This is a genomic window from Kribbella endophytica (assembly GCF_054781295.1).
Genome location: NZ_BAAGUR010000001.1, coordinates 619,948 through 646,813 on the forward strand (window position 1 = coordinate 619,948; position 26,866 = coordinate 646,813).

Sequence of the window (26,866 nt, forward strand, 5' to 3'; positions counted from 1 at the left end):
CTCCCCGCTCTGTCAGACGTGCTGTCTTCCAGAGGTGCCTCGCCCGTGCGGTGAGGGTGCCTGAGAGATTCTTGGGGAGAGTTGCTCCTACGGCGCCCGGGTCGGTGCCCGGGTCTCTCCCGCACGGGTTCATGCGGCGTGTGGTGCTGACGGTCGCGACGGTACGGCGGACCCGCGCTCCCCGTCAATCCGGCCGTGCACTCCACAGAGGGAGAGCGTTCCCCCGCACGGGGGATCCCTCGGAAGCACCACCACCACAAGCTGAACACATGACGACGAGCACGCATCCGCACGACCACGCACCGGGCGAGACGACGACGCCGCGGTGGATGCGCTGGGCACCTCTCGTCTCAGCCGGGCACGCGGCGGCGTACGGGCTGGTGCGGTTGTGGTTCGCCACTGGGCACGCACCGGACTGGGAGCTGCCCGGGAGCGACCTGCTGATCTCCTACTGGCTCTCGCTCGCGTTCTGCGTGCTGAGCGCGGCTCTGCTCGTGCTGCCGGTGTCGCGGGTGACCATCGGGCTCACCTGGGCAGCAGCCGCCGGCTGGGTCGCCGTGTGCGGCTTCGCGCTGCTCGACGTCGTCGCCGCCGTACTGCCCGGCCTCGGCATCCCCTTCGACCCACTCGGTCTACTCAGCCGCCTCGGCGGCCTCACTGGCGCGGCACTGCTCGCGGCGACCGCTCTGGCCAGGCAACGACAGCTCGACCCGTCCTGCCTGCGCTGCAGCGGCAGCCGCCGACCGGTGACGTCCACACCCCGCTGGGCCATCGCCGGAGCAGCCGTCGCCGCAGCAGGCTGCCTCATCCGCCTGGCGGCTCAGGCGGTCGTCGGGTTCGGCAGCACGCCGTACGACGCGGGCTCGGCGGTGATCCTCTTCGAGACCGGTTTCCTGCTCGCCGGCCTCCTGCTCCCGCTCCTACTGGTCACCCGCGCCAGCCGGATCTTCCCGCGCTGGATGCTGCTGCTCCCCGGCGGCGGACTCGGCGCCGGCATCACGGCGTACTTCGGCGTCGGACTGCTCCAGATGTTCGCGGCAGTGCTGCAGCACGAGCCGATCTTCGGGGACATCGACCTGCCCGAGGCGTTCTTCTGGGTCGCCGTCCCGGCCTACGTGCTCTGGGGCGCGGGACTGCTCGCCGCGACGTACGGCTACTACCTCCGGACGCGCCGGCCCTGCCGCGGCTGCGGCCGGTGAGTCAGCCGAGGCGGTTGGTGCGGGCTGCCCACAGCTCGAAGAACCAGGTGAACAGCGGCGGGATGCTGGCGGCCAGCGCGAGCAGCGTGGTCGTCCAGGTCCAGCGCAGCGGCTTACGGACGACCGCGACGGTCAGCACGTAGGCGACGAAGATCCCGCCGTGGATCGGCCCGAAGATCTGGACGCCGATCTCGTTGTCCGACAGCACGTACTTGAACAGCATCCCGATCAGCAGCCCGGTCCAGGAGATCGCCTCGGCGATCGCCACCACCCGGAACCAGGTCGCATGCTTCGAACCAGCCGGCGCGTCCACGGCTGCAACAGTCTCGGTCATCAGACCAGTGACCCTAACAACCCCACCCAACCCGCTCCCGGGTTCCCTCCGGGTCGCCACCGGATGCCGCTCAGGGTCGGCGCGGCGAAAGATCGTCCCAATGAAGAGACCCATTGTTTGGTGTGCGGCCGCGGCCGCCGTACTGGCAACGTTGACTGTGCCGGCTGCCGCGGCGCCGTCCGTCGACTGGGCAGCTTGCCAACCCGAGCCCGGCGACACCCCCGAGGACATCGCCCTCCTCCCCGGCTCCGAGTGCGCGACGCTGACCGTGCCGATCGACTGGAACAAGCCAGGCGACGGCACCTTCGAGCTCGCCGTCGCCCGGCGGAAGGCTCAAGGCGAGCGCGTCGGCGTACTGGTGTTCGGCCCCGGCGGGCCAGGCGACTCCGGCGTCGAACGGATCCGCACCGGTATGAGCAGGTTCAGTCAGCAGCTCGAGGACCGCTTCGACGTCGTCAGCTTCGACCCGCGCGGTGTTGCCCGCAGCAACGCGGTGAAGTGCTCGGCCGCACTCCTCGCGCGCCAACCCTCGCCGATCCTCAAGAGCCAGAGCGATTTCGACGCGACCATCAAGTACAACCACGACCTGGCCACGGACTGCCGCAAGAACACAGGCCCGGTCTACGACCACCTCGACACCCTGCAGACCGTGCGCGACGTCGACGCGATCCGCGCTGCCCTGGGTGAGCAACGGATCTCCTTCCACGGCAGCTCGTACGGCACGTTGGTCGGCCAGCAATACGCCCAGCGCTACCCGCAGCGAGTACGCGCGCTGGTGCTCGAGAGCGTCTTCGACCACGGCCGCGCGACGACCGGCGAGTTCCTCGACGAGCAGGCCTGGGCGGGTCAGGACTCGTTCGACGAGTTCGTGAAGTGGTGTACGACGGCAACGACCTGCGCCCTGCACGGCCAGGACATCCACGCCCTCTGGGACCGGCTCCTCGCCCGCGCCGACCGCGGCGAGCTCCCGGATCCGCAGCGCCCGTCGTACCCGATCGCCCCGTTCCAGCTGAGCTTCGTGACGTTCCGGACCTTCTACGGACCGGACTGGGCCAAGCTGGCCGGCCTGCTCGCCAAGCTGGACAAGAGCGCGCCGCCGACCGAGCAGCCGCCGGTCCCGACCGGACTCGCGAGCTTCGCGTTCGTGACGTTCTGCCGCGACTTCAGCCTGCCGGTCCGCGACTTCCGCGAGTACGCCGGACACCTGCGCCGGCTGGCGCGGGACAACGAGGACCTGCGCTACCCCGGCCAACTGCTGGCCGTGACGACCTGCCTCGGTCTCCCGAAGGCGCCCAACCCGCAGCGCGATCCGAAGCGGTACGACCTGCGGACGCCGGCGCTGCTGATCAACAGCCTGCACGATCCCGCGACCGGCTACCCCGGGGCCAGGAGCGTCGCCCGCCAGCTCGGCCGCGACGGCGTACTGGCCACGTACCGCGGTTGGGGGCACGGCAGCTACACGACGAGTCCGTGCATGGAGGCAACGGTCGACGACTACCTGGTCGCGCTCGACGTACCGCGCCGCGGAACGAGTTGCGCGGCGGTCGACCCGACGAGCTGAACCGGTCTACGAAGGATCACCCTCGGTCGACCAGTGGTCGACAGGGGGTGATCGTTCGTTCACCCGAAGGCTTTCCCTTGACCGCCCCTGCCCGAGGCAACCATTACCGTCCGTTCCCTTGTGGTCATCGTCCGTAGCCCCAACGATTCCCTCACCGTGGCCCTGTGAGGCAAGGCCACCCAGAGGAACCGGATGTGACCATGTCCTTTGTTTCGCCGCCCCGTCCCCGACAGTTCCGCAAAACCCTGGTCGGAGCTGCTCTGGCCCTCGGACTCGGCGCCGCCGCCCTGGCGCCGATCCAGTCCGCCAGCAGTGCGCCCACTCCCGAGCCGGTCGACGGCGTGTACGACGTCCTCGGCAAGAGCTGGGGCGTCCCGGCGTCCGACGCCAAGCTCCGGCTCGACGCCGAGCACACCAAGGCCGACGCGCTCGACACCGTCAAAGCCCAACTGGCCAAGGCGTCCCGTGCCGCCAAGGCCGAGCCCGGCCTCGACGGCGCGTTCTTCGACTCGGCCCGCCGGCTGGTCGTGAACGTCCACACCACCGCCGCCGCGGACGCCGCCAACGCGAACGGCCTGACCCCGCGTACCGTCGCCCGCGGCGAGAAGGCGCTGACCGCGCTGCAGACGCGAGCCCAGGCCCTGATCGACAGGTCCGGCTCGACGCAGGTTCAGCAGATCGGCGCCGACCTGCCGACCGACACGCTGCGGATCATCCTGCAGCCCGGTGAGCAGTCCGCCAAGACCGTTGCCCTGGTCAAGCAGTTGCAGGCGATCCCGGGCGTCGCGGTGTCGACCAACAGCACCACGCTGGCAATGACCGCCGACGTGATCGGTGGCCAGATCATGGACCTGGTCCCGGGCACGAACTGCTCACTGGGCTTCTCCGGGACCCGGAACGGCAGCGACAACGTGATGCTCAGCGCCGGCCACTGTGTCGAGGGCAACCCGATGGTGCAGAACCGTTCCGGCGTCCGCCTCGGGGCCGGCGTCGCGAGCCGCTTCCGCACCGGCCAGCCGAGCGTCGACATGGGTCTGATGGACATCGACGCGAACAACGTCGGCCGCGGCTACATCGACAACCGCAACGGCCAGACCACCCGGGTCACCGGCTCGTCGAAGGCCCCGGTCGGCTCGACGATCTGCAAGGCCGGCAACACCACCGGCTGGACCTGCGGCACGATCACGCAGTACAACCTGACCGTCAACTACGGCGGCGCGGGCGGCAGCGTGACCCGCACCAGCGGTCTGGCCCGGTCGACCGTCTGCACCGAGGGCGGCGACTCCGGCGGTGCGTACATCTCCGGCACCGTCGCGCAGGGCATGACGTCCGGCGGCCCGTCCGACGGTCACGACTGCGGCTTCAACCAGGGCGGCAACGCCACCGGCTCGTACTCGTTCTACCAGCCGGTCGTCGACGCCGCGAACTACTACGGCGTCACGCTGACCCGCGGCTGATCCGCTGAAAAGACCGAAGCCCCCACCCCTCATCAGGGTGGGGGCTTCGGTCTGTCAGTCCAGCACCCGCAGCAGGTGATCCCCCCGATACGCCCGGCTCGCCAGCGTCGACAGCTGCTCGCACGCCGTCTCCAGGGCCTGCGCCTGACTGGCGCACCCGTCGACGTACCAGAACGGATCGTCCGGCTGCGGATCCTCCGCGTCGTCGATGTCGGCGTACCAGTGCCGGCCGCCCGCACATCCACAGTGCACAACCCGCACCCGCAAATTCATCGTCGTACCCCCCGTGCCTCACTACCCCTGGGTCCCCCCCGGGTCCCAAGTTCCGGGGCCGTCCGGCCGGTGCGTGGCCGCGGCCCCCCACCACCACGCACCGAGCCGAAAGCGACCCTCCCCCACTGACTACATCGGAGCCGACCGGCCCGGTGTTACTACCTGTGACCAGATTATTTTAAGTGATTGATTCCCTACTCACTGTCGCTGCGCCTTGACCCACTGCTCCAGACCGTCGGCGGTGATCGGGAGCGGCTCGGTGAGGATCTCGAGGCGGTCGGAGTGGACCACGACGTTGTCCTCGATCCGGATGCCGATGCCGCGGAGCTCGGGCGGGACGGTTTCGTCGTGCGGGTGGAAGTACAGGCCGGGCTCGACCGCCAGGGCCATGCCGACCTCGAGGTCCGCGGCGAAGTAGGTCTCGGGGCGGGCGGCGTCGCAGTCGTGGACGTCCAGGCCGATGAAGTGGCCCAGGCCGCAGACGACGTACCGGCGGTGCTGCTGCCCGTCCGGGCCGAGCGCCTCGTCGAGCGAGACGTCGACGATGCCCCAGTCCCGCAGGCCCTCGACGAGCACGCGCATCGCCTCGTACTGGAAGGCCCGGTACGGCGCACCCGGCGTCACCGCCGCGAGCGCGGCCAGCTGCGCCTTGTGCACCAGGTCGTACACCTGACGCTGCGGCGCGGTGAACTCACCGGTCGCCGGGAACGTCCGGGTCACGTCGGCGGTGTACAACGTCCGCGTCTCGACCCCTGCGTCCAGCAGGATCACATCGCCCTCGCGCACCGCGCCGTCGTTCCGCACCCAGTGCAGCACCGGCGCGTGATTGCCAGCGGCAACGATCGACGCGTAGCCGACGCCGTTGCCCGCCGTACGGGCGCGTCGGTCGAACGTGCCCTCCAGCCAGCGCTCGCCGCCACCACGGATCGCCTCGGGCAGCTCCCGGGCGACGTCCGCGAAGCCCTGCACGCTGGCCTCGACCGCCTCGCGCAGCTGGTCGAGCTCCCAGTCGTCCTTGATCCGCCGCAGCTCCGCGATCGACTGCCGCAGGATGTCGCCGTCGGTCGACGAGGTCCGCACCAGCGCGTCCAGCATCGGCTCGACCCCGGGCACGGACAGCATGAACGGCACAGCACCCCGTACGGCGGCCGGCAGCTCCTCGATCGGCCGGCACGCGATCTGCAGCGCCTCCGACCAGTCCTTCAGCCCCGGCACCGGCCCGATCCACAGCTCGCCGTCGCGCGCGTTCGCGAAGTAGTCGGGCTCGTCCGGCCCGGCGGCCTCGCGCAGGTAGAGCGTCGCGTCGCCGTCCGCCGAGATCACCAGGACGGCGCCCTCGGCCTGGCACCCGGTCAGCCAGACGAAGTCGCTGTCGGCCCGGAACCGGTAGTCGGTGTCGTTCGACCGCACCGGCGCCTGCCCGGCGCCGAGCGCGATCCGCCGCCCCGGCAGCGCCGTGCTGAGCTTCCGCCGGTGCTCGGCGGCCGCTTCGGCCAGCCCTTCGGGCAGCACGACGGCCCGGTCGACCGGCCCCCAGTTCCGCGGAATCGCGTCCCGGAACCCCTTCGCGTCGATCGGCCGGTACGACTTGCGCTGCTCTTCGGTCCTGTCCTCGCCCATGCCCCTGCTCCCCTACGGCTGTCGGTAGACGCTGTCCGGCACATCCGTCACGAACATGTGCCCGGGGGCGTGCGTGATCGCGAACGGGGGCCGTGAAGCCATCAACGCAGCTTGGGGCGTCACTCCGCAAGCCCAAAAAACCGGCACATCGCCCGGTTGGGTCTCCACCGCTTCACCGAAGTCCGGTACGGCGAGGTCGCGGACACCCAGCGTGGCCGGTTCACCGATGTGGACCGGCGCTCCGTGCACCTGCGGCATCCGCCCGGTCACCTGCACCGCGGTCGCCACCAGGCCGGCCGGAACCGGCCGCATCGACACCACCAGCGGCCCTTCGAGCCGCCCGGCCGGACGGCACTGGATCGCCGTCTTGTACATCGACACGTTCCGCCCCTGCTCGAGGTTCCGCACCGGTACGCCGGCGTCGAGCAGCGCGGTCTCGAAGCTGAAGCTGCACCCGATCAGGAAGCTGACCAGGTCGTCACGCCACAGCCCGGTGATCTCGCTCGGCTCGTCGACCAGCTCACCGTCCCGCCAGACCCGGTACTGCGGAAGGTCGGTGCGCAGGTCGGCGTCCGGAGCGAGCGTCGTACGGAACGATCCGGCGTCGGTGACGTCGAGCAGCGGGACCGGCTGCGGATTGCGCTGGCCGAACAGCAGCATGTCGTAGGCCCAGTCGCGCGGCAGGATCACCAGGTTCGCCTGGGTGAATCCGGGCGCCTGGCCGGTCGTCGGTACGACGAGTCCTTCGCGGTAGCGGGCTCGGGCTTCGGCGGGGGTGGCGGTCATCGGGGCTCCTTCGAGAGGACCCCCAGGTCACGGCCGAGCGCGAAAGGCGGCGAGCAGGGCCGCCTGGGAGTCGAGCAGGTACGCGTTGAGCTCGTCGGCGGCGCGGGTGTACTCACCGGCTTCGAGCAGTTCGAGCAGGGAACGGTTGCGCGCGATGTACGGCTCGTGCAGAGCCCGCGGCGTCGCGATGACGTGGAAGAGCAGGCGCAGCTCGGCGAGCAGGCGGCCGGTGATCTCGTCCATCCGGGTGCTGCCGGCCAGACCGACCAGGTGCCGGTGGAAGCGCATGTTCGCCGTACCGACCGAGATCCAGTCCTCGGCCTCGGCGGCGGCCTCGCTGGCCGCGACGTCCTCGCGCAGCGGCTCGAGCTGGTCGGCGTCCAGGCTGTCGAGCGTCCGTACGACGTCGCACTCGAGCACGCGGCGGAGCCGGTAGAGGTCGAGCAGGTCGTCCTCGGTGAGGTCGGGGACGAAGACGCCGCGGTGCATCCGGTGCACCAGCAGCCCTTCGTGGGTGAGCAGGCGGAAGGCCTCCCGCAGCGTGTTCCGGCTGACCTGGAGAGCTTCCTTGAGGAGCTCCTCGGACAGCTGGGTCCCGGGCTTGAGGATGCCCTCGGTGATCCGGCGGCGCAGCACGTCGGCGACCCGCTCGGCCGAACTGCTCCGGTCGAAGAGCGCGGCGTCGTCCGCGACGGCCCGGAGCCAGGACGTGTCGGTCCCGGGCTCAGCGGTCGGACGGATCTCGCTGGAACTGGACACCCTCGCATCATCACCCACTCCGGGCCGGGAAGCGAAACTGCGTTGAACGAGAGTCTTGCAGGATTGTTGAACAATCTCTACCTTTGAGGTCACCAGAGGTAGATCCGCCGATCGCAGGGAGTCGTCATGATGCTGACCGTCGAGGAGCAGCGGACGACGCTGAGCCTGTCCGGCCGGACGACCCCGGTGGCCCGCGACTTCATCGAAGCGGCCGGCTTCGAGGGCCTGGTCGACGACTTCACCGCCAAGCTCGCCGGCTACGCGGGCGTCACCGAGGCCGCGGCCGCGATCCGCACCGCCGGCGCGACCCTGTGGACAACCGCCGTCGACCGAGCCCAGGGCCGACTCGTCTCCGGCACCATCGACCCGTACGACGACCGCCCGCTCTACTGGGCCAGGACCTCGATGAGCCGCGCGGTCCGCGATTGGGAGCCGTCGTTCCCGCTCACCAACCTGCAGCACCGGGCGATCCTGCGGCAGTTCGACTACGCCTCCCGCGGGATCGACGCCGTGTCCTTCCCCGCCGACGGCGCCAAGCTCCTGGTCAGCGGCTTCGACACCTACAGCCTCGACGACAGCCTGCGGCACTCCAACCCGTCCGGCGCCTCCGCGCTGCAGCTGCACGGGCGGCGGGTCGGCGAGCTCACGATCCAGGCCGTGATCTTCCCGGTGAACTGGACCGACTTCGACCAGGGCATCGTCGAGGACGCCTTCGGCCCGTGGCTGATCGGTCCCGAGGACCCGCGCCACCGCGGCGCGATCGACGCGCTGATGACGATCAGCCAGACCCGCCGCGGCGCCATGCACATCGAGAAGTGGGCCGGCGGATTCCGCGGCGGAGCGCCCGACAACAACCGCGCGCTCAACTGGGGTTCGATCTCGGCCGCCGCGCTCTGGCCGCAGCCGCAGCCGTCGCCGCAGTTCATCCGGACCACGCTCCCGTACGACGCGATGATCGCCGCCGGCACCGGCCCGTGGCCGGTCACGCTCAACCCCGGCATCACCGAGTGGCCGGCCGGCACCTTCCCTGATCCCGAGGCCCTGCGGACCGCGCCCGACCCGTCGCCGGGTTCGCACGCGGCCAGCGCCCCGGGCAGCAACTACCTGTCGAACGAGTCGATGTACCGGACCAACCGGCTGCGACTGGGGACCGGTCATCCGACCCTGCCGGGTGGGCACCTGCACATCTCGGCCCTGGAGTACCCCACCGATGCGAGTGCACTGACCAGCCCCGAGTTCGAGGCTGACCGTAAGGCTGTCGTGGACCAGACCGTCGCCCTCGTCGAGGCCGCCGGCAAGACCGTACGGCGGTAACCCCGCCCGGTCCCTTCTCTCAACACCCGCTTGCTGAGACCAGGAGACAACCATGGCCAACCCGCCGCTCAAGCCGCCGGCCAAACCAGGCGCACAACGCCCGGTCCGCCGCGTCGGCCGCCCCACCTCCGAGTCCACCGGCTCGATGAAGGCCGGCACCCGGTCGACACTGATCGGGGCGATGTTCCTGATGGCCACCTCGGCCATCGGCCCGGGCTTCATCACCCAGACCACGACGTTCACGGTCCAGCTCGGGGCCGCGTTCGCCTTCGCCATCGCCGTGTCGATCCTGGTCGACATCGCCCTGCAGCTGAACGTCTGGCGGGTGATCGGCGTCTCCGGCCGGCGCGCCCAGGAGCTCGGCAACCTGGTCGCCCCCGGGCTCGGCTGGGCGATGGCCGCGCTGCTGTTCGTCGGCGGCCTGGTGTTCAACATCGGCAACGTCTCCGGCTCCGGGCTGGGCACCGACGCGATGCTCGGGCTGGACCCGAAGCTCGGCGGCGCGCTCTCCGCGCTCGTTGCCATCGGCATCTTCTTGTCGAAGCGCGCCGGGCTGGCGATGGACCGGATCGTGTTCGTGCTCGGTGCGCTGATGATCGTGCTGACGACGTACATCGCGATCACCTCCGGGCCGCCGGTCGGCGAGGCGCTGAAGAACGTCGTACTGCCTGAGCAGGTGGAGTTCCTGGCGATCACCACCCTGATCGGCGGCACGATCGGCGGTTACATCGTGTACGCCGGGGCGCACCGCCTGCTCGACTCGGGCATCAGCGGCCCGGAGCACCTCCGCGACATCACCCGCGGCTCGGTGACCGGCATCCTGATCACCGGCGTGATGCGGATCGTGCTGTTCCTGGCGATCCTCGGCGTCGTGGCCGGCGGCACCAAGCTCGACCCGGCCAGCCCGGCCGCGTCGGCGTTCCAGCAGGCTGCCGGGGAGGTCGGGCTGCGGGTCTTCGGGATCGTGCTGTGGGCCGCGGCGATCACGAGCGTGATCGGTGCGTCGTACACGACGGTCTCGTTCATCACCTCGCGGACCAAGACGAGCGACCGGATGCGGACCGCGCTGGTGGTGGGCTTCATCGCGGTCACCACGATCATCTACCTGGCCGTCGGGACGGCACCGACCACGCTGCTCGTCTTCGCGGGCGCGTTCAACGGCCTGCTGCTGCCCGTCGGGATCGGTGTGCTTCTCTGGGTGGCATGGCGACGCAAGGACCTGCTGAACGGCTACCGCTACCCGGCCTGGCTGCTCGGCATCGGCGGAGCCGCCTGGCTGCTCACCATCTACCTGGCCGTGCGCTCCGTCCGTCCGGTCATCGACCTGTTCAACTAGGAGGTTCGCGATGAGCACCGTCGACCTGAACGCCGACCTCGGCGAGGGCTACGGCAACTGGGCGATGGGTGACGACAACGCCCTGCTCGACGTCGTCACCAGCGCCAACGTCGCCTGCGGCTTCCACGCCGGCGACCCCTCCATCATGCGGGCGGTCTGCCGACGGGCCGCCGACCGCGACGTCGCGATCGGCGCGCACGTCGGGTACGCCGACAAGGCCGGCTTCGGCCGGCGCTTCATCGACATCGAGCCCGCGGCGCTGCGGGACGAGGTGCTGTACCAGATCGCCGCGCTGGACGCCTTCGCCCGGGTGGCCGGCTCGGAGGTCGCGTACGTGAAGCCGCACGGCGCGCTCTACAACACGATCGGGCACCACGAGGAGCAGGCCGCGGCCGTCGTCGCGGCGGTCGCGGACTACGACCGGGCGCTGCCGGTGCTCGGACTGCCGGGCGCGGTGTGGCTGAAGCTGGCCGAGGAGGCCGGGCTGACCGTCGTACACGAGGCTTTTGCCGACCGGGCGTACTCGCCGGACGGGACTCTCGTCTCGCGGCGAGAGCCTGGTTCGGTACTGCACGACGGGCGCGAGATCGCCCGGCGCTGCGTGGCGATGGCGACGGGTGCCCCGATCAAGGACGTGAAGGGCGGCGAGCTGCAGTTGCAGCCGGGGTCGATCTGCCTGCACGGGGACACACCGGGCGCCGTACAGATCGCCCAGCGCGTCCGCAAAGCCCTCTCGGAAGCCGGGGTCGACCTGACCCCGTTCGCCGCTTGATGCGCGTGCCGGGCTGCGACGAGGCGGCGCTTGCATGATGCGTGTTCTTCCCTGCGGCAGCTCGGCGTTGCTCGTGGAGCTCGGGGACCTCGACGAGGTGCTCGGGTACTACGCGGCGCTGCGCGTCGACCCGCCGGCCGGTGTCGTCGACATCGTGCCGGCGGGCCGGACCGTCATGGTGACCATCGACAACGGTGACCTTTCGACCCTGGAACGCACCTTGCTCACCACCACTCCGTTGGAGGACCGCCGGATCGGCGGCGACCTGGTCGAGATCCCCGTCGTGTACGACGGCGAGGACCTCGCCGACGTCGCCGAGCTGCTCTCCTGCTCGATCGAGGAGGTCGTCCGGCGTCACACCGCCGACGAGTGGACGGTCGCCTTCTGCGGCTTCGCACCGGGCTTCGGCTACCTCACCGGTGAGTCGTCCTGGGACATCCCCCGCCGCTCGTCGCCGCGGACGAAGGTCCCGGCCGGCTCGGTCGGGCTGGCCGGCGAGTTCAGCGGGGTCTACCCGCGGGAGTCGCCCGGCGGCTGGCAGCTGCTAGGCCGCACGGACGTCGCCGTCTTCGACCTCAACCGAGACCCAGCAGCCCTCTTGAGCCCCGGCCGCCGGATCCGCTTCGTCGATGCAACCTCCTCCGCCCCCGACCGGCGGCGCGGATGACAGCCCGCTTCGAAGTCCTGGCGACAGGCCCACTCACCACCATCCAGGACTCCGGTCGCCCCGGCCAGGCAGCACTCGGCATCGGCCGCTCCGGCGCCTGTGACCGCACGTCGTACCAACTGGCGAACCGCCTCGTCGGCAACCACCCCGACGCCGCCACCCTCGAGGTCACCTTCGGCGGGCTCTCGGTGCTTGCCGCGGACGACCTGATCTACGCCGTCACCGGGGCACCGTGCTCGAATGTCGCACTCAATGCCCCGACTCTCCTGCGCAAGGGCGAGCTCCTCCAGCTCGGCACCCCGCGCACCGGCCTGCGCACGTACGTCGCCTTCCGCGGCGGCCTGGACGTCGACCCGGTCCTCGGCTCCCGCTCGACCGACCTGCTCTCCGGCCTCGGCCCGGCCCCCGTCGCCGTCGGCGACGTACTCGCCCTGGGCAAAGACCACGGCCCGATGCCCGGCGTCGACCTCGCCCCGGTCGCCGACCCCGCGGGCGGCGAGGTGGTCGTCCAGGTCCTCCCCGGCCCACGCCGCGACTGGTTCACCGACGCCGGCTGGCAGTCACTGACCGGCCAGTCGTACACGGTCAGCAGCAACAGCAACCGCGTCGGCGTACGGTTCGACGGTGAGCCGCTCGAACGAGCCCAGGACGGCGAGCTCCCCAGCGAGGGCATGGAGCTCGGCGCCCTCCAGATCCCGCCGTCCGGCCTCCCGGTCCTGTTCCTCGCCGACCACCCGGTCACCGGCGGCTACCCGGTCATCGGCTACGTCACCGCCGCGGACCTGGACCTCTGCGGCCAACTCCGCCCGGGTCAGTCCCTGCGCTTCCGTTCCTGAAGCACAAATCCCGCCCCCGCCCCACTTCTCTTTCTTTTTCTTTTGTTTCTCTTCTCAGAGCACAAATCCCGTAGGGAACGGATCTGTCGGGTCCAGCAAGTAGTTGCCCATCCCCGTGATCCAAGCCCGCCCACGCACCGTCGGCACCACTCCCGGCAAACCACCGACAGTAGTTGCCTCAAGCAACTTCCCCGTGAAGCTCGTCCCGATGAACGACTCGTTCACGAACTCCTGCCCGAGCTCCAGCTCACCCCGAGCATGCAACTGCGCCATCCGCGCACAAGTCCCCGTCCCACACGGCGACCGATCGAACCACCCCGGGTAGATCGCCATCGCGTTCCGCGAGTCACTCCCGTCCCGCCCCGGCGCCGTGAACTGCACGTGCTTGCACCCTGAGATCCCCGCATCCTCCGGATGCACCGGGCGGTCGTTCTCGTTGATCGCCGCCATGATGTCCAGCCCCGCCTGCAGGATCCGGTCCTTCTCCGACCGGTCGAACGGGATCCCGAGCTGCTCCAGCGGCAGGATCGCGTAGAAGTTCCCGCCGTACGCCAGGTCGTACGTGACCGTCCCGAGCCCCTTCACCTCGACCGAGGCGTCCAGAGCGTGCGAGTACGCCGGAACGTTCTGCAGCGTCACGTGCTCGGCCCGGCCGTCCTTCACCGCGACGTCGACGACCACCAGCCCGGCCGGCGTGTCCAGCCGGACCTGCGTCAGCGGTTCGCTGACCGGGACCATGCCCGACTCGACCAGCACGGTCGCGACGCCGATCGTCCCGTGCCCGCACATCGGCAGGCAGCCGGACACCTCGATGTAGAGCACGCCCCAGTCCGCGTCCGGCCGGGTCGGCGGCTGCAGGATCGCGCCGCTCATCGCCGAGTGACCGCGCGGCTCGTTCATCAGGAACAGCCGCAGGTCGTCGTCGTGCGCCATGAAGTACTGGCGCCGCTCCTCCATGGTCGCGCCCGGGATGACGCCGACCCCACCGGTGATCACCCGGGTCGGCATCCCCTCCGTGTGCGAGTCGATCGCGCTGAGCGTACGAACAGACCTCATACCAACGACCTCCCGGTGGACGACACGTGCGCTTCCAGCATCCCTCGCGGGGTCACACCAGCGACTCGACGGCCCGCTTCATGTCCTGCTCGAGCTGGGCGACGTGCTCGGGGACGAGCGGGCCGCGCGGCGGGCGGCAGGGGCCGCCGTACCGGCCGACGTAGTCCATCGCCCACTTGATCGCCTGGACGAACTCGACCCGCGAGTCCCACCGGAACGACGCGACCAGCGGCTCGTACAGTGCGCGGGCCTCGTCCAGCTTGCCCTCGAGCGCCAGGTCGAACAGGCGCACCGACTCGGCCGGGAACACGTTCGGGAACCCGGCGAACCACCCGGTCGCGCCCATCAGCAGCGCCTCCAGCGTCAGGTCGTCGGCACCCGCGACAACGGTCAGCTCCGGCGCCTTCTCGCGGATCTCCAGGATCCGCCGGACGTCACCGGAGAACTCCTTCACCGCGACGATGTTCTCGATCTGCGCGATCTCGGCGAGCAGGTCCGGCGTCAGATCGACCTTGGTGTCGAGCGGGTTGTTGTAGACCATCACCGGCAGCCCGGCCTTGGCGACCTCACCGAAGTGGTGCAGGACCTCGCCGCGGTTGGCCCGGTACATCGTCGGCGGCAGGCACAGTACGCCGTGCGCGCCGTCCTCGGCCGCCTTCTCCGCCCAGCTGCGCGCCTGGTGCGCACCGACGCCGTGGACGCCGACGACCACGATCCCGTCGTCGCCGACGGCCTCGATCGCGGTCCGCGCGACGGCCCGCCGCTCGTCGTCGGTCAGCGACGAGTACTCACCGAGCGACCCGTTCGGGCCGACGCCGCGGCAGCCGTTCTCGATCACCCAGCGGCAGTGCTCGGCGTACTTGTCCAGGTCGGGCCGCAGCCCGGCCGGCGCACTCGCGTCCTCGGCGTACGGCAGCGCGGTCGCCACGATCACGCCATCAAGCTTCTCGCTCACAGTTCCTCCTCGTTGGCCAAGTCGCCGAGCCGTACCGGCACCGCGATCGGTCGTTTGTGGTCAGCCGGCCCGTCGCCGGTCAGACAGGCCGCGTTCCGCGAACACACCCGCCCCTGGCACAACCCGAGCCCCACCCGGCCGGCCAGCTTCAAACTCCGCCCTGTTTCCAGTCCCCTGGTCTGTCTGGTCCGCTCGAGATCTCCCCGGGAAACCTCTTCACACCGACAGACCAACGTCTTGTCGTCACTCCACTCGCTCCACCCGTCCCGCACCGGGTAGGCCGCCGCCAGAGCAGCCGCAAACCGCTTGCCCTTGGCAACCTCTGCCACGCCCCGGTCCCAAGCCCCAGCCCTCGCCCCGGTCAGATCCGCAGCTCCGGTCCCCACCGCCTCACGCCCGGCGATCCGGCGCGCAGCCGCCGCTCCAGCAACCCGACCCTCAGCCGAAGCCAAGTCCGCGCCACCGATCCCAGTGATCTCCCCCGCCGCATACACCCCCGACGAGCTCGTCTCCTGCCGCCCGTAAACCACCACCGCCGACCCGTCGCCGGTCAGCTCACACCCAGCCCCAACCGCCAACTCCAGCTGAGCCGTGAACCCATACCCCACGCACACCGCGTCAACCTCTACCTGCTCCTCCGACCCAGCAATCGGCCGCCATCCAGCATCCAGCCTCGCCACCGTGACCGCCTCAACCCGCCGATCCCCGTGCGCGGCAATCACCGCCCTGCCGTGCTGAAGCCGAATCCCCCGCCGAGCCAGCAACCCGCCGTACCCCAGGGCCTCTCGAACCTTGCCCCGAGCAACCATCGGATCGCTCATCCATCCCCGAGCGACAGTCCGCAAAGCATTCGCCTCGTACACCCCGACAACCTCGGCCCCGACCCCCAGCAACGCCTCAGCCACCGGCAGCAAGAACGGCCCGGTCCCCGCCAGCGCCACCCGCTGCCCAACAGCAACCCGCTGCCCCTTGGCCAACGCCTGCGCCGCCCCCGCGCTGTAGACCCCCGGCAGGTCCCACCCCTTGAACGGCAGCACCCGATCGAACGCCCCCGGCGCGAGCACAATCGCCCCTGCGTCAACAGCCTCCACTCGACGCCCCACAGCATCGGCAGCCCCACGCTGCACCCACAACCGACGCCCCTCGGTCGCAAACACCGAGGTCTCCGCCAGATGCGTCACCCGATGATGCCGAGCCACCCGATCCCGCAACTGAACGAACTTCCCCCACCCATGCTGCAGCCGCCCTGGCCGCTCAGCCCCGAACTCCTCCGGCAGCTGCCGATGGAACTGCCCACCAACACTCCGCCCGGCGTCGATCAACCCCACCGACACACCCGCTTCAGCAGCGGCCAACGCAGCATTCAACCCAGCAGGCCCAGCCCCAACCACCACCACGTCGTACGCCGTACTCGCCGCACGCATCCCGGCCCACGCCGACCGCATGCCTTCGCGCGTCGCGCGCTCCTCACCCGCGCCTGCCCCCGGCAACACCGCCCCGGCCTGCGTGGTGACTTCATCCCCCGCCGCAACCGTCCGCTGACAAGCCCGTACGTCGGGCGTCCCGTTCACCACCACCAGGCAGTCGAAGCACGCACCGATCCCGCAGAACACACCCCGCGGCTTCTCCGCACCCCGCGTCGTCCGCCACGACTCCCGCCCGGTCGCCATCAACGCAGCGGCAACCGTCTGCCCCGGCAGCGCCTCGACCGACTCGCCGTCGACCGTGATCTCCACCGCCGGACCGAACCGCGGCTCGGCCGGATCCCCTTCCGCGGAACGCAAGTACGGACTCACGACACCCCCACGACAGCCGGCCGATCCACGCGGAACGGCGACGGATCCAGATGCGGCGGTACGCCGATGAACAGCTCCGTCAGCAACCGCCCGGTCGCCGGAGCCAACCCGATGCCGGCGCCTTCGTGCCCGGTCGCGTGCCACAACCCCGGCACCCGCGGATCCGGCCCGATCACCGGCAGATGGTCCGGCGCGTACGGCCGGAATCCGCCGTACGTGCGCATCACCGGTACGTCGGCGAGGAACGGGAAGATCCCGACCGCCTTCCGTGCGAGCTCCCGCAGGACGTGCACCTTGACCGCGTCGTCGAACCCGATCCGCTCGCGGCTCGACCCGATCAGCACGGTCCCGGCCCGCGTCGACTCGACCACCGTCGACGTCTGCAGCTCGGCGTCACCGCTCCCGACCGCGCCGACGTAGTCCGCGTCGTACACCTTGTGCCGGACGCTCTCCGGCAGCGGAGCGGTCACCAGGATCATCCCGCGCCGCGGCAGGATCTCGATCGGTCCACCGGCTTTAGCGCCGAAGGTCCCAGCCCAAGGCCCGCACGCATTCACGACAGCCTCACACTCGATCACCCCGGCATCGGTCTCGACGCCAGTCACCCGCCCGGCCTTCTGCCGTACGGCGATCGCAGTCACGCCGGCCCGTACGACACCACCACGTGCCCGTACGGCGGCCAGCAAAGCCGTTGCCAGCAGCACCGGCTGCACCTGGGCGTCGTCGGGGTAGTAGACCCCCGTCGTCACGGCCCGAGTCAGCAGCGGCTCCAACTCGAACGCCTCCGCCGGGCTGATCACCCGAGCGTCGACGCCCGCCTCACGCTGCGTCCTGGCGAACTTCTCCAACGGCTCCGGATCGCCCGTCGCGACGACCAGCCCGCCCTTCGCTTCCCACTCCACATCGGCGACCGACTCCGGCAACCGGGCGAGCACGGTCGCGAACTCCCGCCGCGACGCGATGGCCAGTGTCAGCTCCGGCCCCGGTTCCTTGTCCGAGACCAGGACGTTGCCCTCGCCGGAAGCGGTCGTCCCGCCGGCCGGCGTCCCCCGATCGATCACCGTCACGTCGACCCCGGCCGCCGACAGCGCCTCGGCACAGGCGGCACCGATCACCCCTGCCCCGACCACCACCACGTCCGGCATCCACCGACCCCATCGCGTCGCCGTTCACTTTAATGAACGCTCCGAGCGTACGACGGCAGCCCGCGCAGGTCAACGGGACACCATCCGCCGCCCCAAGTCTTCCCCGCGCTCCCGCTCCTCTCCCCTCACAGGGCACCCCTCGACACCTGCCTTCCCTTTCCAGAAAGCAGGAGGAGGAGATCAGTCCACGTGCAACGACTCGAGCACAACAGGCATCGTGTCCGGCGGGTACTCCAGCAGCAGCACCGAGCGCACCTCGCCGTCCAGCGCCTCGTACTCGTGCGGCCCGTTCGCCCGGAACGCCAGATAGTCCCCCGGCCCGAGCTCCTGACTCCGGTCCCGCGCGGTAATCCGCACCCGACCAGTCAGGATCACGTGATGCTCGGTCCCCGGATGCCCGCTCGAGTGCTGCACCTCACCAGGCCGGATCCGCTGGTCGTACACCTCGAACAGACTCCCCGGACTCTCCAGCCGCCGCAGCATCCGCAGATCCACCGCGGCACCACTCAACGCCTCGACGTCCGCCGACCGCACCAGCACCAGGTCCGACGCCGGCGGCTCACTCAGCAGCGCCGACACCGGCACCCCCAAAGCGTTCGACAGACTGAACACCGTCTCGATCGTCGGATTGCCCGCCCCGGACTCCAGCTGCGACAGCGTGCCCTTCGCGATCCCCGACCGCCGCGCCAGCTCCGACAGCGAGATCCCCTGCTCGTCGCGCCGCGCGCGCAGGTTCACCCCGAGCACGCGCCCCGCTCCCTGACCAGCCATGGCCCGGAGCATGCCATACCGGCCTACGGGATGACGCGTGCCTTCCGCAGCTCCTCGAACAGCCGGTAGAACATCTGCTCGGTCTCGACGTACTCGTGGAACCCGGCCCGCCGCGCCTTCGAGCCGTCCGCGAAGAAGTCGTAGTCCCACCCGAACACGAAGTCCGCGAACCCCCACGACGACACGTCCGCGTACGGCGTACCGACGAGCCCGTGCGAAGCCTGCATCCGGTCCCACAGCGCTTCCTTGTCCGCCATCGCGTCCTGCAGCGGCATCGGCAACGGCGGCGCCACCGGCAGCTCGAACCAAGCGGCCAGCTTCGGCCACAGCTCGCTCCACCGGAACAGATCCCCGTTCGTGATGTTGAACGCCTGGTTCGCCGCCGACGGCTCGGTCGCCGCCCAGACCGTTGCCTTGGCCAACAATCCGGCGTCGGTGAGCTCCAGCAGCGCGTCGTACGCGCCCGGCTTGCCCGGGAACCGCAGCGGCACCCCGAGCTCCTTCGAGATCGACGCGTAGACGGCGATCGCGACCGCCAGGTTCATCGGGTTGCCGAGCGCCGTACCGCCGACCACCGAGGGCCGCAGCGCGGACCAGGTCCACGTCTTGCCGCGCTGACGCTCGGCCAGGAAGTCCTGCTGGTCCACGTTGAACTCGGGCGGCAGGTGCGGCGGATCATCCTCGCGCGCCGGCGTCTTGAACGGCCCGAGATGCGCGCCGTACACCTTGTACCCCTGCATCAGGCTCACGTGCTGCAGCCGCTCAGCGACCGGCTCGATGGCATCGACCACGTTGGTCAGCATCGCGAGGTTCGGCGCGACCAGCTCAGCCCACGTCGGGCGTTCCTGGTACGCCGCGTAGAACACGTGCGTCACGTCGGTGAGCCCTGCGAGCTTCACCCGGCTGTCCTCCGCGTCGAGCAGATCCACGGCGACATGCCGTACGCCGTCCTGGTCCTCGCCGCCTCGCCGAGACACCCCAATGACTTCCCAGTCAGGGAGTTCGTGCAGGTGCTCCACCAGGTTGCTGCCGATCACACCGCGTGCGCCCACCACGAGCGCGACCTTCTTCTCCGTCATATCCCCAGCATGTGGGTGAACCTGTGGATAAGTCCAAGGCATCCTTTTCACAATGTGCATAAACTCTGTGCATGGCGACGCTCCGGCAGTTGGAGTACCTCGTGACGGTCGTCGACGAGGGCTCCTTCACGCGGGCCGCCGAGTTGCTGCACGTCACCCAGCCCGCGCTGTCCCACCAGATCCGCGCGCTGGAGCGCTCGGCCGGAGGCCCGCTGCTCGAGCGCCTCCCCAAGAACCTGCGCCTCACCCCGACCGGCCGCGCGATGCTCCCGCACGCCCGCGCCGCCCTCGCCGACGCCGAACGCGCCCGCTGCGCCGCCCGCCAAGCAGCCGGTCTCGAAGCCGGCGAGCTGCAGATCGCAACGCTCTACTCGATCAGCCTCGGCATCCTGCCCCCGGCGCTGAAGGCCTGGCGCCGCAAGTACCCCGAGGTCGGCATCCGCCTGTACGAACACCGCCACACCGCGGAACTCACCGAGGCCATGACCACCGGCCAAGCCGACGTAGCCATCGGCCCGGCCCCGCCGTCCTGGCCCCGGCCACCGCACGTCCTGGGCGTCGAGGAGCTCGTCGTAGTAGTCGCCTCAGACGACCCACTCGCCCCAGCCGACCCCTTTCCTCCCTCCGCGGGAACTCCGGCGACCGACCGCCTTCGCGCGGCCCCGCCCTCGATCGCCGTACCGGCGGCTCTTGTCCACCCGCTCGACCGGGCGACGACCGTCTCGCTCGCCGAACTGGCCGAGCGGGCGTGGGTCCACTACACCCCCGGCCACGGCCTCGCGGATCTCCTCGACCAGGCCTGCGCCCAGGCCGGTTTCCAGCCGCGCATCGCCGTCCGTACCGAGCAGACCGCCGCGGCCCCCGCGCTCGCCGCCGCCGGCCTCGGCCCGGCGCTGGTCCCCGCGAACATCCTCCCGACCAGCTTCGACGGCCACGTCCTCCACGTCGACCCGCCGATCTGTCGCCAGCTCACGGCGTACACCCGAGGCACGCCGGACCCCGTCACCACCGCGTTCCTCGAGGTCCTCACCACCACCTGGCCCACCATCCCCGGCACCAAGCCCGCCTGAGCTGCCCCGCTCCGGCTGTACGGCGCTGGCCCGCGCCCGGCGTACGCGCTCGCGCCGTTTGGCCAGCTCCTCCCACGGGCACCGCGCAGGTTGATGGCTGACGAATCCACCGGAACAGTGCTGCTCGCCGGAGCAGCCAACCTCGCGATCGCTGTCGCCAAGTGCGTCGCCGGTCTGCTCTCGGGCTCGACCGCGCTGATGGCCGAGGCGGCGCACTCCGTCGCGGACACCCTCAACCAGGTGTTCCTGCTGACCGCACTCAAACGCAGCCAGAAACCGGCGGACGCCAACCACCCCTTCGGCTACGGCCTAGAACGCTACTTCTGGGCGCTCCTGGCAGCAGTCGGCATCTTCGTCCTCGGCGCCGGCTTCTCGATCGTCGAAGGCATCCAGGCCGTCATCAATCCCGAGCCGGTCGCCTCCCTCGTGGTCGTCTACACGGTCCTCGTGATCTCGTTCCTGTTCGAAGGCGCCTCCTGGCTCCGCGCCGTCCGCCAGGTCCGCCGCGAAGCGAAGCAGGAAGGCATCTCCGCGCTCGAACACCTCAAGGACGCCGAACCGGCCGTCAAAACCGTCGCCTTCGAGGACTCCGCCGCCCTGATCGGCCTCGTCCTCGCCGCCGCCGGCGTCACCCTCAGCGTCCTCACCGGCCGCCACTTCTGGGACGGCGCCGCCTCGATCGCCATCGGCCTGCTGCTGATCGGCGTCGCCTTCACCCTCGGCCGCGACAACAAGGCGATGCTGATCGGTCAGTCCCTCCCCGAGGAGGACCAGCAGGAGATCCGCACCACCATCGCCGCCGTACCGGGCATCGACGCGGTGGTCGAGCTCCTCACCCTCCGCCTGGCCGCCGACGAGGTCCTGGTCGTCGTCCGCGTAGACCTCGACGACTCCGAAACCACCGGCGCCGCCGTCGAGCAACTAGCCGAAAAGGTCGACCGCGAGGTCCGCGACCGCTTCCCCACCGTCCGCCACCTGTTCCTGGACCCCACCCCTCAGGCCGACCCGGCCGCGGCTCCCCAACCCGGACCCGCCTCCACTCCTCCCGGCGTACGCTGATCCCGTGCCGAAACTCACCGGCCGCCCCGGCAATCAACGCGCCTACATCCTCATCATGGGCACGTGCGCCACGCTGATCATCCTGGCCTGGTTCGTGGTCCGCCTCTTCTCGGTCCCCGCAGCCATCGGCATGAGCGCAGTCGCCGCGGTCCTCCCACCGGTCGCCGCGATCGTGGCCAACAACCGCCAGGACTAACCGAACGGCAGCAACAGCCGAAAGGCAGCCCCCGGCCGCCCATCAGGCCGGTCCACACACGTCAGCTCCCCGCCGTGCGCCCGAGCAAACCCCCGCGCAATCGGCAGCCCCAGCCCCGACCCCCGAGTCGCCGGACTGTGCACCAACCGCCGAAAGATCCGCTCCCGATCCACCGCCTGCACCCCAGGCCCGTTGTCCTGAACAACAATCTCCGCATACGCCGGTACGGCGCCGGCGCCGATCCCGCCCCGCATCCCGCCGTGCGGCGACCCGCCCACGTCACCCGCCACCTCGCCGTGCCCCGGCCCACCGGCGCCACCCCGCATCCCGCCGTCCGCCAGCCCATCTGCGCCGGCTTGCCTCTCACCGTCCCCCGGCACCATGTGGATGAGGATCTGGATGATCCCCTGGTCGCCGGCTGCTGTGCGGGCGTTGTTCGTCAGGTTGGTCAGGATCTGCGTGACCCGGTCCGGGTCCGCTTGCAACTCGATGTCGTGCCCGAGCACTTCCACCGTCAGCTCAGGAGCAACGACCCGAAGCCGCTGGGCCTGAGTCTTCGCCGCCAGGTTCAACCACACCGGCTGCAACCGCAGCTCCAGCCCGGCGTCGATCCGCGCCAGATCAAGCAGGTCATCCACGAGCGCCCCCGCCCGCTGCGACTCCCGCACCAGCAGCATCTCCAACTCGTCCCGCCGCCGAGGCGACGCATCCGGCCCGAGCCGCAGCAACGTCTCGGCCGCCGTCCGAATCCCCGCGACCGGCGTACGCAACTCATGCGCCGCATCAGCAACGAACTCTCGCATCCGCGCCTCCGACCCCCGCGCCTGCTGCTCCGCCCCCTCCAACGCATCGAGCATCTCGTCGAACGCCGCCGCCGTACGCCCGAGCTCCGTGTCGTCCCGCGTCGGCTGCAACCGCCCACCCCGCCGCCCGGCCGCGATCGACCGCGCCAACCCCGTCATCGCATCCAACGGCGCCAAGGCGAACCGCATCCCCACCACCAACGCCAATCCAGTGATCACCAACGCCGCCGCCCCGGAGATCAGCAACGTACGCCGCAACGTCCCACTGGCCTCCGCCAGCAAGGACGTATCAGCCGACAACGTCAGCTCCGCACCCTTGGTCCGCTGCCCCGCCTGCAACGTCGCCCGCACCTGCCGAACCTCACTCGAAGCGTCCACCGACGGCGCCCCCAGCACCTGCCCGGACCGCAGCACCAACGTCACCCGTACGCCGTCCGCATCAATCCGCCGTACCAACGCCGCCGGCGCCACATTCTGCCGAGCCAACTGCTGCGCCAGCTGAGTCCGCCCACTCAGCAACGCATCCAGATTCCGCTCAGCCTGCGCATCGAAGACCCCCTTCACCACCAACCCGGTCACCGGCAGCACCACCACCAGCACCACCAACGCCAACCACGTCACCCGCCGCCGCAGAGATGAAGTCCGCAAGCCGCCCCCGTCGGCTCCCGCCCCACTCACGGCTGATCCGCCCGCAGGATGTACCCCGTCCCTCGGATCGTGTGCAGCAGTCGAGGCCCATGCGCCTCCAGCTTCCGCCGCAGCGCGCTGATGTGGACTTCCACCAGATTCGCCGCGTAATCGTCGTACCCCCACACCGCAGTCAGAAGCTGCGTCTTGCCAACGACCCGGTTAGCGCGCCCCGCCAGAAACGTAAGCAGCTTCAACTCTGTCGCAGTAAGAACCAGCGGCTGCCCAGCACGCGTAGCCGTACCGGCATCAACGTCGACACTCAGATCACCGATCTCGAGAACAGTCCGCAGCCGCCCCATCCGCCGCAGCACAGCTTCAACCCTGGCGATCAACTCAGCCAGAACAAACGGCTTCACAACATAGTCATCCGCCCCGGTCCGCAAACCATGCAACCGATCCTGTACGCCGTCCCGCGCAGTCAGCAACACGATGCCCGCGTTCGAAACCTCCCGAGCAACCGACAACAGCTCGAACCCATCGCGCCCCGGCAACATCACATCCAGCAGCAACAGATCCGGGTCGTACTCCGCAAGATCCCGCTCGAACGTCTCCCCGTCAGCCCGCGTCTCGACGGTGAACCCGGCCTCCTCCAGCGCGATCCCCACCGACGTACGGATCACCTCCGCGTCCTCCACCAGCAGTACCCGCGCCATCCCGTCATCCTGCCACCGTCGGTCACCACGACCACGCACGGTGGCGCAAGCTTCAGCAGATCTTCAGGCCCGCAGCAGCCCGTCGACCACCCCCGTGTGGCCGGCCAGGACCTTCCCTGGGTCCGTGGACAGCACGCCACCGAGCAGCGATGCGTAGACGTCACGGAAGTCGACCGTCGACTTCAGATCACCGTTCGACAGGTCGGTGAGACTCGGCTGCGCGCCGTGGAACCCACCGTTGACCTTCTCCCCGAGCACGAACAGCGGGCCGGCAGTCCCGTGGTCGGTGCCGTCGCTCCCGTTCGCGTGCACACGCCGCCCGAACTCCGAATACACCAGCACGACCACGTTCTTCCCCCGATCGGTCTTCCGCAGCCGCTGCACGAACGGCGTCAGCGACGAGTCCAACTCCGTCAGCAACCGCTGCTGAGTCCCCCGCTCGTCCGCGTGCGTGTCGAACCCACCCAACGACACCGAGTACGCCCGGGTCGGCACCCCCGCCTCGATCAGCCCGGCCACGAGATCCAACTGAGCCCCCAACTGCGACGCACCACCGGCCGAGGCACCCTTCGTCTTCTCCTCGTCCTCGTCATCCTCGCCTTCACCGGCATCGTGAACAGCCCCACCCAACACCCGTACGGCGTTCTGCAGATCACCCAGCGACTTCGCCGCCTGCGCATGCCAGTGCTCCTCACCAGGGCTCGGCTTCCCCAACGCCGCAAACGCCTCACCCAGCGGACCGCGAGGAAGCTTCAACCCCCGAACAGGCAACGACGCCGCAGCAGTAGTCGCCCCCGCCAGCAACGGCGGCAACGTCGGCTCCACCGACACCGCCCGCAGCGGATCACCACCAGAAGCATCGAGCCACCGCCCCAGCCACCCGGTCGGCACCGAGGTCTCCGGCGAAGCGGTCTGCCAGATCGCCATCGACCGGAAGTGACTCCGATCCGGCTCCGGATACCCAACACCCCGCACCACAGCGAGCCGGTCCTCGTCCCACAACCCCTTCAACCCCTTGAGCCCAGGATTCAGCCCAAGCCCCTCCCCGAGATCCAGCACTTCCTCAGGCTTGTACGCCAGCTCCGGCCGAGCATCCTGGTACGCCGGATCAGCAGCCGGTACGACGGTGTTCAGCCCGTCGTTCCCGCCGTACAGCGTGACGACGACCAGCACGGAATCCCCACTGGGCAAGGGATCCCGGACAGCGGCGGTCATCAGATCGGACCAGTTGACCTGGGTCGCGCCGACCGCGAGCGCACCCGCGGCCGTCACTCCACTCATGGTCAGGAACCGGCGTCGAGTCAGGTTGTCCACAGTCTTCTCCTCAACCACTCACGACGTACTCGGGAGCGCAGGCGGCCACGGCCAGCAGCTGCGCGGGATCCTTCACCGAAGCAAGAGCAGCCTTCGTCCGGGCAGACCACCCGTCCACCCCCAGCAGCTCCTGTACGTCGGCCGCCGAGTCCAGCTCAGCCTCCTTCGCCAGCAACTGCGCCACCTGCAGCCGAGTCACCCCGGCGGACGTGGTCAGCCAGCTCGCACCCGAAGGCCACCCGCCCACACTCGGCGGCCGGAACGGCACCTGCCCCATCCCGCGCAGGCCGGCGATCAGCTTCATCCGCGTCTTCTCGTCCAGCCGCGCCGGCTGCAACCGCAACGCCCGCAGCAGCCCAACAGCCCACTCAACGGGCTGCTTCACCAGCGCGGAAGCACTGTCCGTGAAGGCCGCCTCGGCCACCATCGCCCGCAGCAACGCCCGAACGTCCCGCTGACTCCCGTACGCCGCGACCAACCGCCGCATCGCGTCGGCAGACGGCGGAGTCGCCGACACCAACCGGAACCACAAACGAGAAACCACGAACGGCGCCGACGCCGCCTGCGCGACGGCCAGGTCAGCGAACCCGCGCGCGTCGTACGCGCCGGTCTTCCCGAACAGCGTCTTGGTGTCCCCGTCGTGCCGGGCCGCGACGAAGCGCGCCTGGGTCGAGCCGCGTTTGATCGTCCACCCGGTCAGGCAGCGCGCGCCCTCGAAGACGTCGACCTCGCTGTAGTGCCCGATCCCGAGCGTGAACAGCTCGAGGAACTCGCGGCCGAGGTTCTCGTTCGGGGAGCCCTTACGATTCGCGTTGCCGTCGAGCCAGCGGACCATCGCGGGGTCGACCACCATCGCCCGGGCCAGGTCGCCGAACCGGCCGAGCGCGTGCGTCCGGAATGCCTGGTTCTGGGTGTACATCAGCTGGGCGTTGCGGACCTTCTGGTTGCTGGTCGCGAAGTGCCCGTGCCAGAACCAGGTCAGCCGCTCGGTCGCCGTCGGCTCGGCGACCATCCGGTCGAGCCACCAGCTGGTCAGCCGCAGCTCCTGCGCCGCGCGTTGCTTGTTGGCCGCCTTCTTCGCGGCCTTGTCGTCCTTCTTTCCGCCGTCTTTCTTACCAGCAGCAGCCTCCGGTGGTGTCAGCCCGGGCGGCGGCACGACAGCCACCGCCGGCGGCCCGAGCAACCGCGCCACGGTCGCATCGAACCCATCGTCCGAGACGACAGACCCGAACCCGAGCCGGTCGTTCAGCCGCCGGACCGCGGCGCGTTCGCTGATCTCACCCATGCCCCGATCCTGGCCACCCGCAGGCCAGAACCCCAGCAAACCAAAGGCATCTTCAGCCAACCCACAGGTTCGCCGCCAAA

The 26,866-nt window shown here is 70.0% G+C and carries 26 protein-coding genes and 1 riboswitch; of the genes, 11 read left to right on the top strand and 15 right to left on the bottom strand.

Going from position 1 to position 26,866, the window contains the following annotated elements; all coding sequences use genetic code 11:
• Positions 1-38 precede the first annotated feature (38 nt).
• Positions 39-132: riboswitch (glycine riboswitch) on the bottom strand.
• Between the two features lie 137 nt (positions 133-269).
• The gene (locus ACYVIO_RS02995; protein ID WP_460649078.1) at positions 270-1,199 is read left to right on the top strand and encodes a hypothetical protein; all 930 of its coding nucleotides are present in this window, start codon (positions 270-272) and stop codon (positions 1,197-1,199) included.
• 1 nt (position 1,200) lies between these two features.
• Here the strand turns inward: ACYVIO_RS02995 and ACYVIO_RS03000 are convergent, their stop codons facing one another.
• Positions 1,201-1,533: a DUF3817 domain-containing protein gene (locus tag ACYVIO_RS03000; protein WP_460649079.1), complete on the bottom strand. Its 333-nt coding sequence runs from the start codon at positions 1,531-1,533 to the stop codon at positions 1,201-1,203.
• Positions 1,534-1,633: 100 nt separating this feature from the next.
• Between ACYVIO_RS03000 and ACYVIO_RS03005 the strand changes: the two genes are divergently transcribed.
• A complete protein-coding gene (locus ACYVIO_RS03005; protein ID WP_460649080.1) occupies positions 1,634-3,094 on the top strand; it encodes an alpha/beta hydrolase in 1,461 nt (486 codons plus the stop codon).
• 200 nt (positions 3,095-3,294) lie between these two features.
• The gene (locus tag ACYVIO_RS03010; protein WP_460649081.1) at positions 3,295-4,551 is read left to right on the top strand and encodes a S1 family peptidase; all 1,257 of its coding nucleotides are present in this window, start codon (positions 3,295-3,297) and stop codon (positions 4,549-4,551) included.
• 54 nt (positions 4,552-4,605) lie between these two features.
• Here ACYVIO_RS03010 and ACYVIO_RS03015 read toward each other — a convergent pair whose 3' ends face one another.
• The 4 genes from ACYVIO_RS03015 to ACYVIO_RS03030 form a co-directional block, all read right to left on the bottom strand.
• Positions 4,606-4,824 carry a hypothetical protein gene (locus tag ACYVIO_RS03015; protein WP_460649082.1) on the bottom strand — a complete coding sequence of 73 codons (219 nt, stop codon included), beginning with the start codon at positions 4,822-4,824 and terminating at the stop codon, positions 4,606-4,608.
• 198 nt (positions 4,825-5,022) lie between these two features.
• A complete protein-coding gene (locus tag ACYVIO_RS03020; RefSeq protein ID WP_460649083.1) occupies positions 5,023-6,444 on the bottom strand; it encodes an aminopeptidase P family protein in 1,422 nt (473 codons plus the stop codon).
• A gap of 12 nt (positions 6,445-6,456) precedes the next feature.
• On the bottom strand, positions 6,457-7,230 hold the full coding sequence (locus ACYVIO_RS03025) for a putative hydro-lyase (protein ID WP_460649084.1): 774 nt from the start codon (positions 7,228-7,230) through the stop codon (positions 6,457-6,459).
• Between the two features lie 27 nt (positions 7,231-7,257).
• Positions 7,258-7,989 (bottom strand): GntR family transcriptional regulator, encoded by a 732-nt coding sequence (locus tag ACYVIO_RS03030; protein ID WP_460649085.1) that lies wholly within the window; start codon positions 7,987-7,989, stop codon positions 7,258-7,260.
• Between the two features lie 126 nt (positions 7,990-8,115).
• Between ACYVIO_RS03030 and ACYVIO_RS03035 the strand changes: the two genes are divergently transcribed.
• Genes ACYVIO_RS03035 through ACYVIO_RS03055 form a run of 5 tightly spaced genes read left to right on the top strand, consistent with a single transcriptional unit; the run spans position 8,116 to position 12,914 of the window.
• Positions 8,116-9,303: a hypothetical protein gene (locus ACYVIO_RS03035; RefSeq protein ID WP_460649086.1), complete on the top strand. Its 1,188-nt coding sequence runs from the start codon at positions 8,116-8,118 to the stop codon at positions 9,301-9,303.
• 52 nt (positions 9,304-9,355) lie between these two features.
• Positions 9,356-10,639: an NRAMP family divalent metal transporter gene (locus tag ACYVIO_RS03040; protein WP_460649087.1), complete on the top strand. Its 1,284-nt coding sequence runs from the start codon at positions 9,356-9,358 to the stop codon at positions 10,637-10,639.
• A gap of 10 nt (positions 10,640-10,649) precedes the next feature.
• Positions 10,650-11,411 (top strand): LamB/YcsF family protein, encoded by a 762-nt coding sequence (locus ACYVIO_RS03045; protein ID WP_460649088.1) that lies wholly within the window; start codon positions 10,650-10,652, stop codon positions 11,409-11,411.
• Between the two features lie 34 nt (positions 11,412-11,445).
• Complete coding sequence (locus ACYVIO_RS03050) at positions 11,446-12,078, top strand: 5-oxoprolinase subunit B family protein (protein WP_460649089.1); 633 nt, start codon at positions 11,446-11,448, stop codon at positions 12,076-12,078.
• Positions 12,075-12,914 (top strand): 5-oxoprolinase subunit C family protein, encoded by an 840-nt coding sequence (locus ACYVIO_RS03055; RefSeq protein WP_460649090.1) that lies wholly within the window; start codon positions 12,075-12,077, stop codon positions 12,912-12,914. Before ACYVIO_RS03050 ends, ACYVIO_RS03055 begins: the two co-directional genes overlap by 4 nt.
• Before the next feature lie 54 nt (positions 12,915-12,968).
• Here ACYVIO_RS03055 and ACYVIO_RS03060 read toward each other — a convergent pair whose 3' ends face one another.
• The 6 genes from ACYVIO_RS03060 to ACYVIO_RS03085 form a co-directional block, all read right to left on the bottom strand.
• Positions 12,969-13,970: a proline racemase family protein gene (locus tag ACYVIO_RS03060; RefSeq protein ID WP_460649091.1), complete on the bottom strand. Its 1,002-nt coding sequence runs from the start codon at positions 13,968-13,970 to the stop codon at positions 12,969-12,971.
• A gap of 52 nt (positions 13,971-14,022) precedes the next feature.
• Positions 14,023-14,925 (bottom strand): dihydrodipicolinate synthase family protein, encoded by a 903-nt coding sequence (locus tag ACYVIO_RS03065; RefSeq protein WP_460649092.1) that lies wholly within the window; start codon positions 14,923-14,925, stop codon positions 14,023-14,025.
• The gene (locus ACYVIO_RS03070) at positions 14,922-16,721 is read right to left on the bottom strand and encodes a 2Fe-2S iron-sulfur cluster-binding protein (RefSeq protein ID WP_460649093.1); all 1,800 of its coding nucleotides are present in this window, start codon (positions 16,719-16,721) and stop codon (positions 14,922-14,924) included. Before ACYVIO_RS03070 ends, ACYVIO_RS03065 begins: the two co-directional genes overlap by 4 nt.
• Positions 16,718-17,866: an NAD(P)/FAD-dependent oxidoreductase gene (locus ACYVIO_RS03075; RefSeq protein WP_460649094.1), complete on the bottom strand. Its 1,149-nt coding sequence runs from the start codon at positions 17,864-17,866 to the stop codon at positions 16,718-16,720. Before ACYVIO_RS03075 ends, ACYVIO_RS03070 begins: the two co-directional genes overlap by 4 nt.
• Before the next feature lie 180 nt (positions 17,867-18,046).
• Positions 18,047-18,637 carry a helix-turn-helix domain-containing protein gene (locus ACYVIO_RS03080; protein ID WP_460649095.1) on the bottom strand — a complete coding sequence of 197 codons (591 nt, stop codon included), beginning with the start codon at positions 18,635-18,637 and terminating at the stop codon, positions 18,047-18,049.
• A 23-nt stretch (positions 18,638-18,660) separates the two neighbouring features.
• Positions 18,661-19,716: an SDR family oxidoreductase gene (locus ACYVIO_RS03085; RefSeq protein ID WP_460649096.1), complete on the bottom strand. Its 1,056-nt coding sequence runs from the start codon at positions 19,714-19,716 to the stop codon at positions 18,661-18,663.
• A 71-nt stretch (positions 19,717-19,787) separates the two neighbouring features.
• Between ACYVIO_RS03085 and ACYVIO_RS03090 the strand changes: the two genes are divergently transcribed.
• From ACYVIO_RS03090 to ACYVIO_RS03100, 3 genes are all read left to right on the top strand, one after another.
• Entirely contained in the window at positions 19,788-20,786 is a 999-nt protein-coding gene (locus ACYVIO_RS03090) for a LysR family transcriptional regulator (RefSeq protein WP_460649097.1), read from the top strand.
• Between the two features lie 93 nt (positions 20,787-20,879).
• Positions 20,880-21,845 (top strand): cation diffusion facilitator family transporter, encoded by a 966-nt coding sequence (locus ACYVIO_RS03095; RefSeq protein WP_460649098.1) that lies wholly within the window; start codon positions 20,880-20,882, stop codon positions 21,843-21,845.
• A gap of 4 nt (positions 21,846-21,849) precedes the next feature.
• On the top strand, positions 21,850-22,041 hold the full coding sequence (locus ACYVIO_RS03100; RefSeq protein WP_460649099.1) for a DUF3099 domain-containing protein: 192 nt from the start codon (positions 21,850-21,852) through the stop codon (positions 22,039-22,041).
• On the opposite strand, the gene ACYVIO_RS03105 is transcribed toward ACYVIO_RS03100, so the two are convergent.
• The 4 genes from ACYVIO_RS03105 to ACYVIO_RS03120 form a co-directional block, all read right to left on the bottom strand.
• On the bottom strand, positions 22,038-23,492 hold the full coding sequence (locus ACYVIO_RS03105; RefSeq protein ID WP_460649100.1) for a HAMP domain-containing sensor histidine kinase: 1,455 nt from the start codon (positions 23,490-23,492) through the stop codon (positions 22,038-22,040). The two genes, ACYVIO_RS03100 and ACYVIO_RS03105, sit on opposite strands and share 4 nt — an antisense overlap.
• Before the next feature lie 26 nt (positions 23,493-23,518).
• The gene (locus tag ACYVIO_RS03110; RefSeq protein ID WP_460649101.1) at positions 23,519-24,187 is read right to left on the bottom strand and encodes a response regulator transcription factor; all 669 of its coding nucleotides are present in this window, start codon (positions 24,185-24,187) and stop codon (positions 23,519-23,521) included.
• A gap of 63 nt (positions 24,188-24,250) precedes the next feature.
• Entirely contained in the window at positions 24,251-25,501 is a 1,251-nt protein-coding gene (locus tag ACYVIO_RS03115; RefSeq protein WP_460649102.1) for a DUF1501 domain-containing protein, read from the bottom strand.
• Between the two features lie 10 nt (positions 25,502-25,511).
• Positions 25,512-26,786 (bottom strand): DUF1800 domain-containing protein, encoded by a 1,275-nt coding sequence (locus tag ACYVIO_RS03120; RefSeq protein WP_460649103.1) that lies wholly within the window; start codon positions 26,784-26,786, stop codon positions 25,512-25,514.
• Positions 26,787-26,866: the final 80 nt, after the last annotated feature.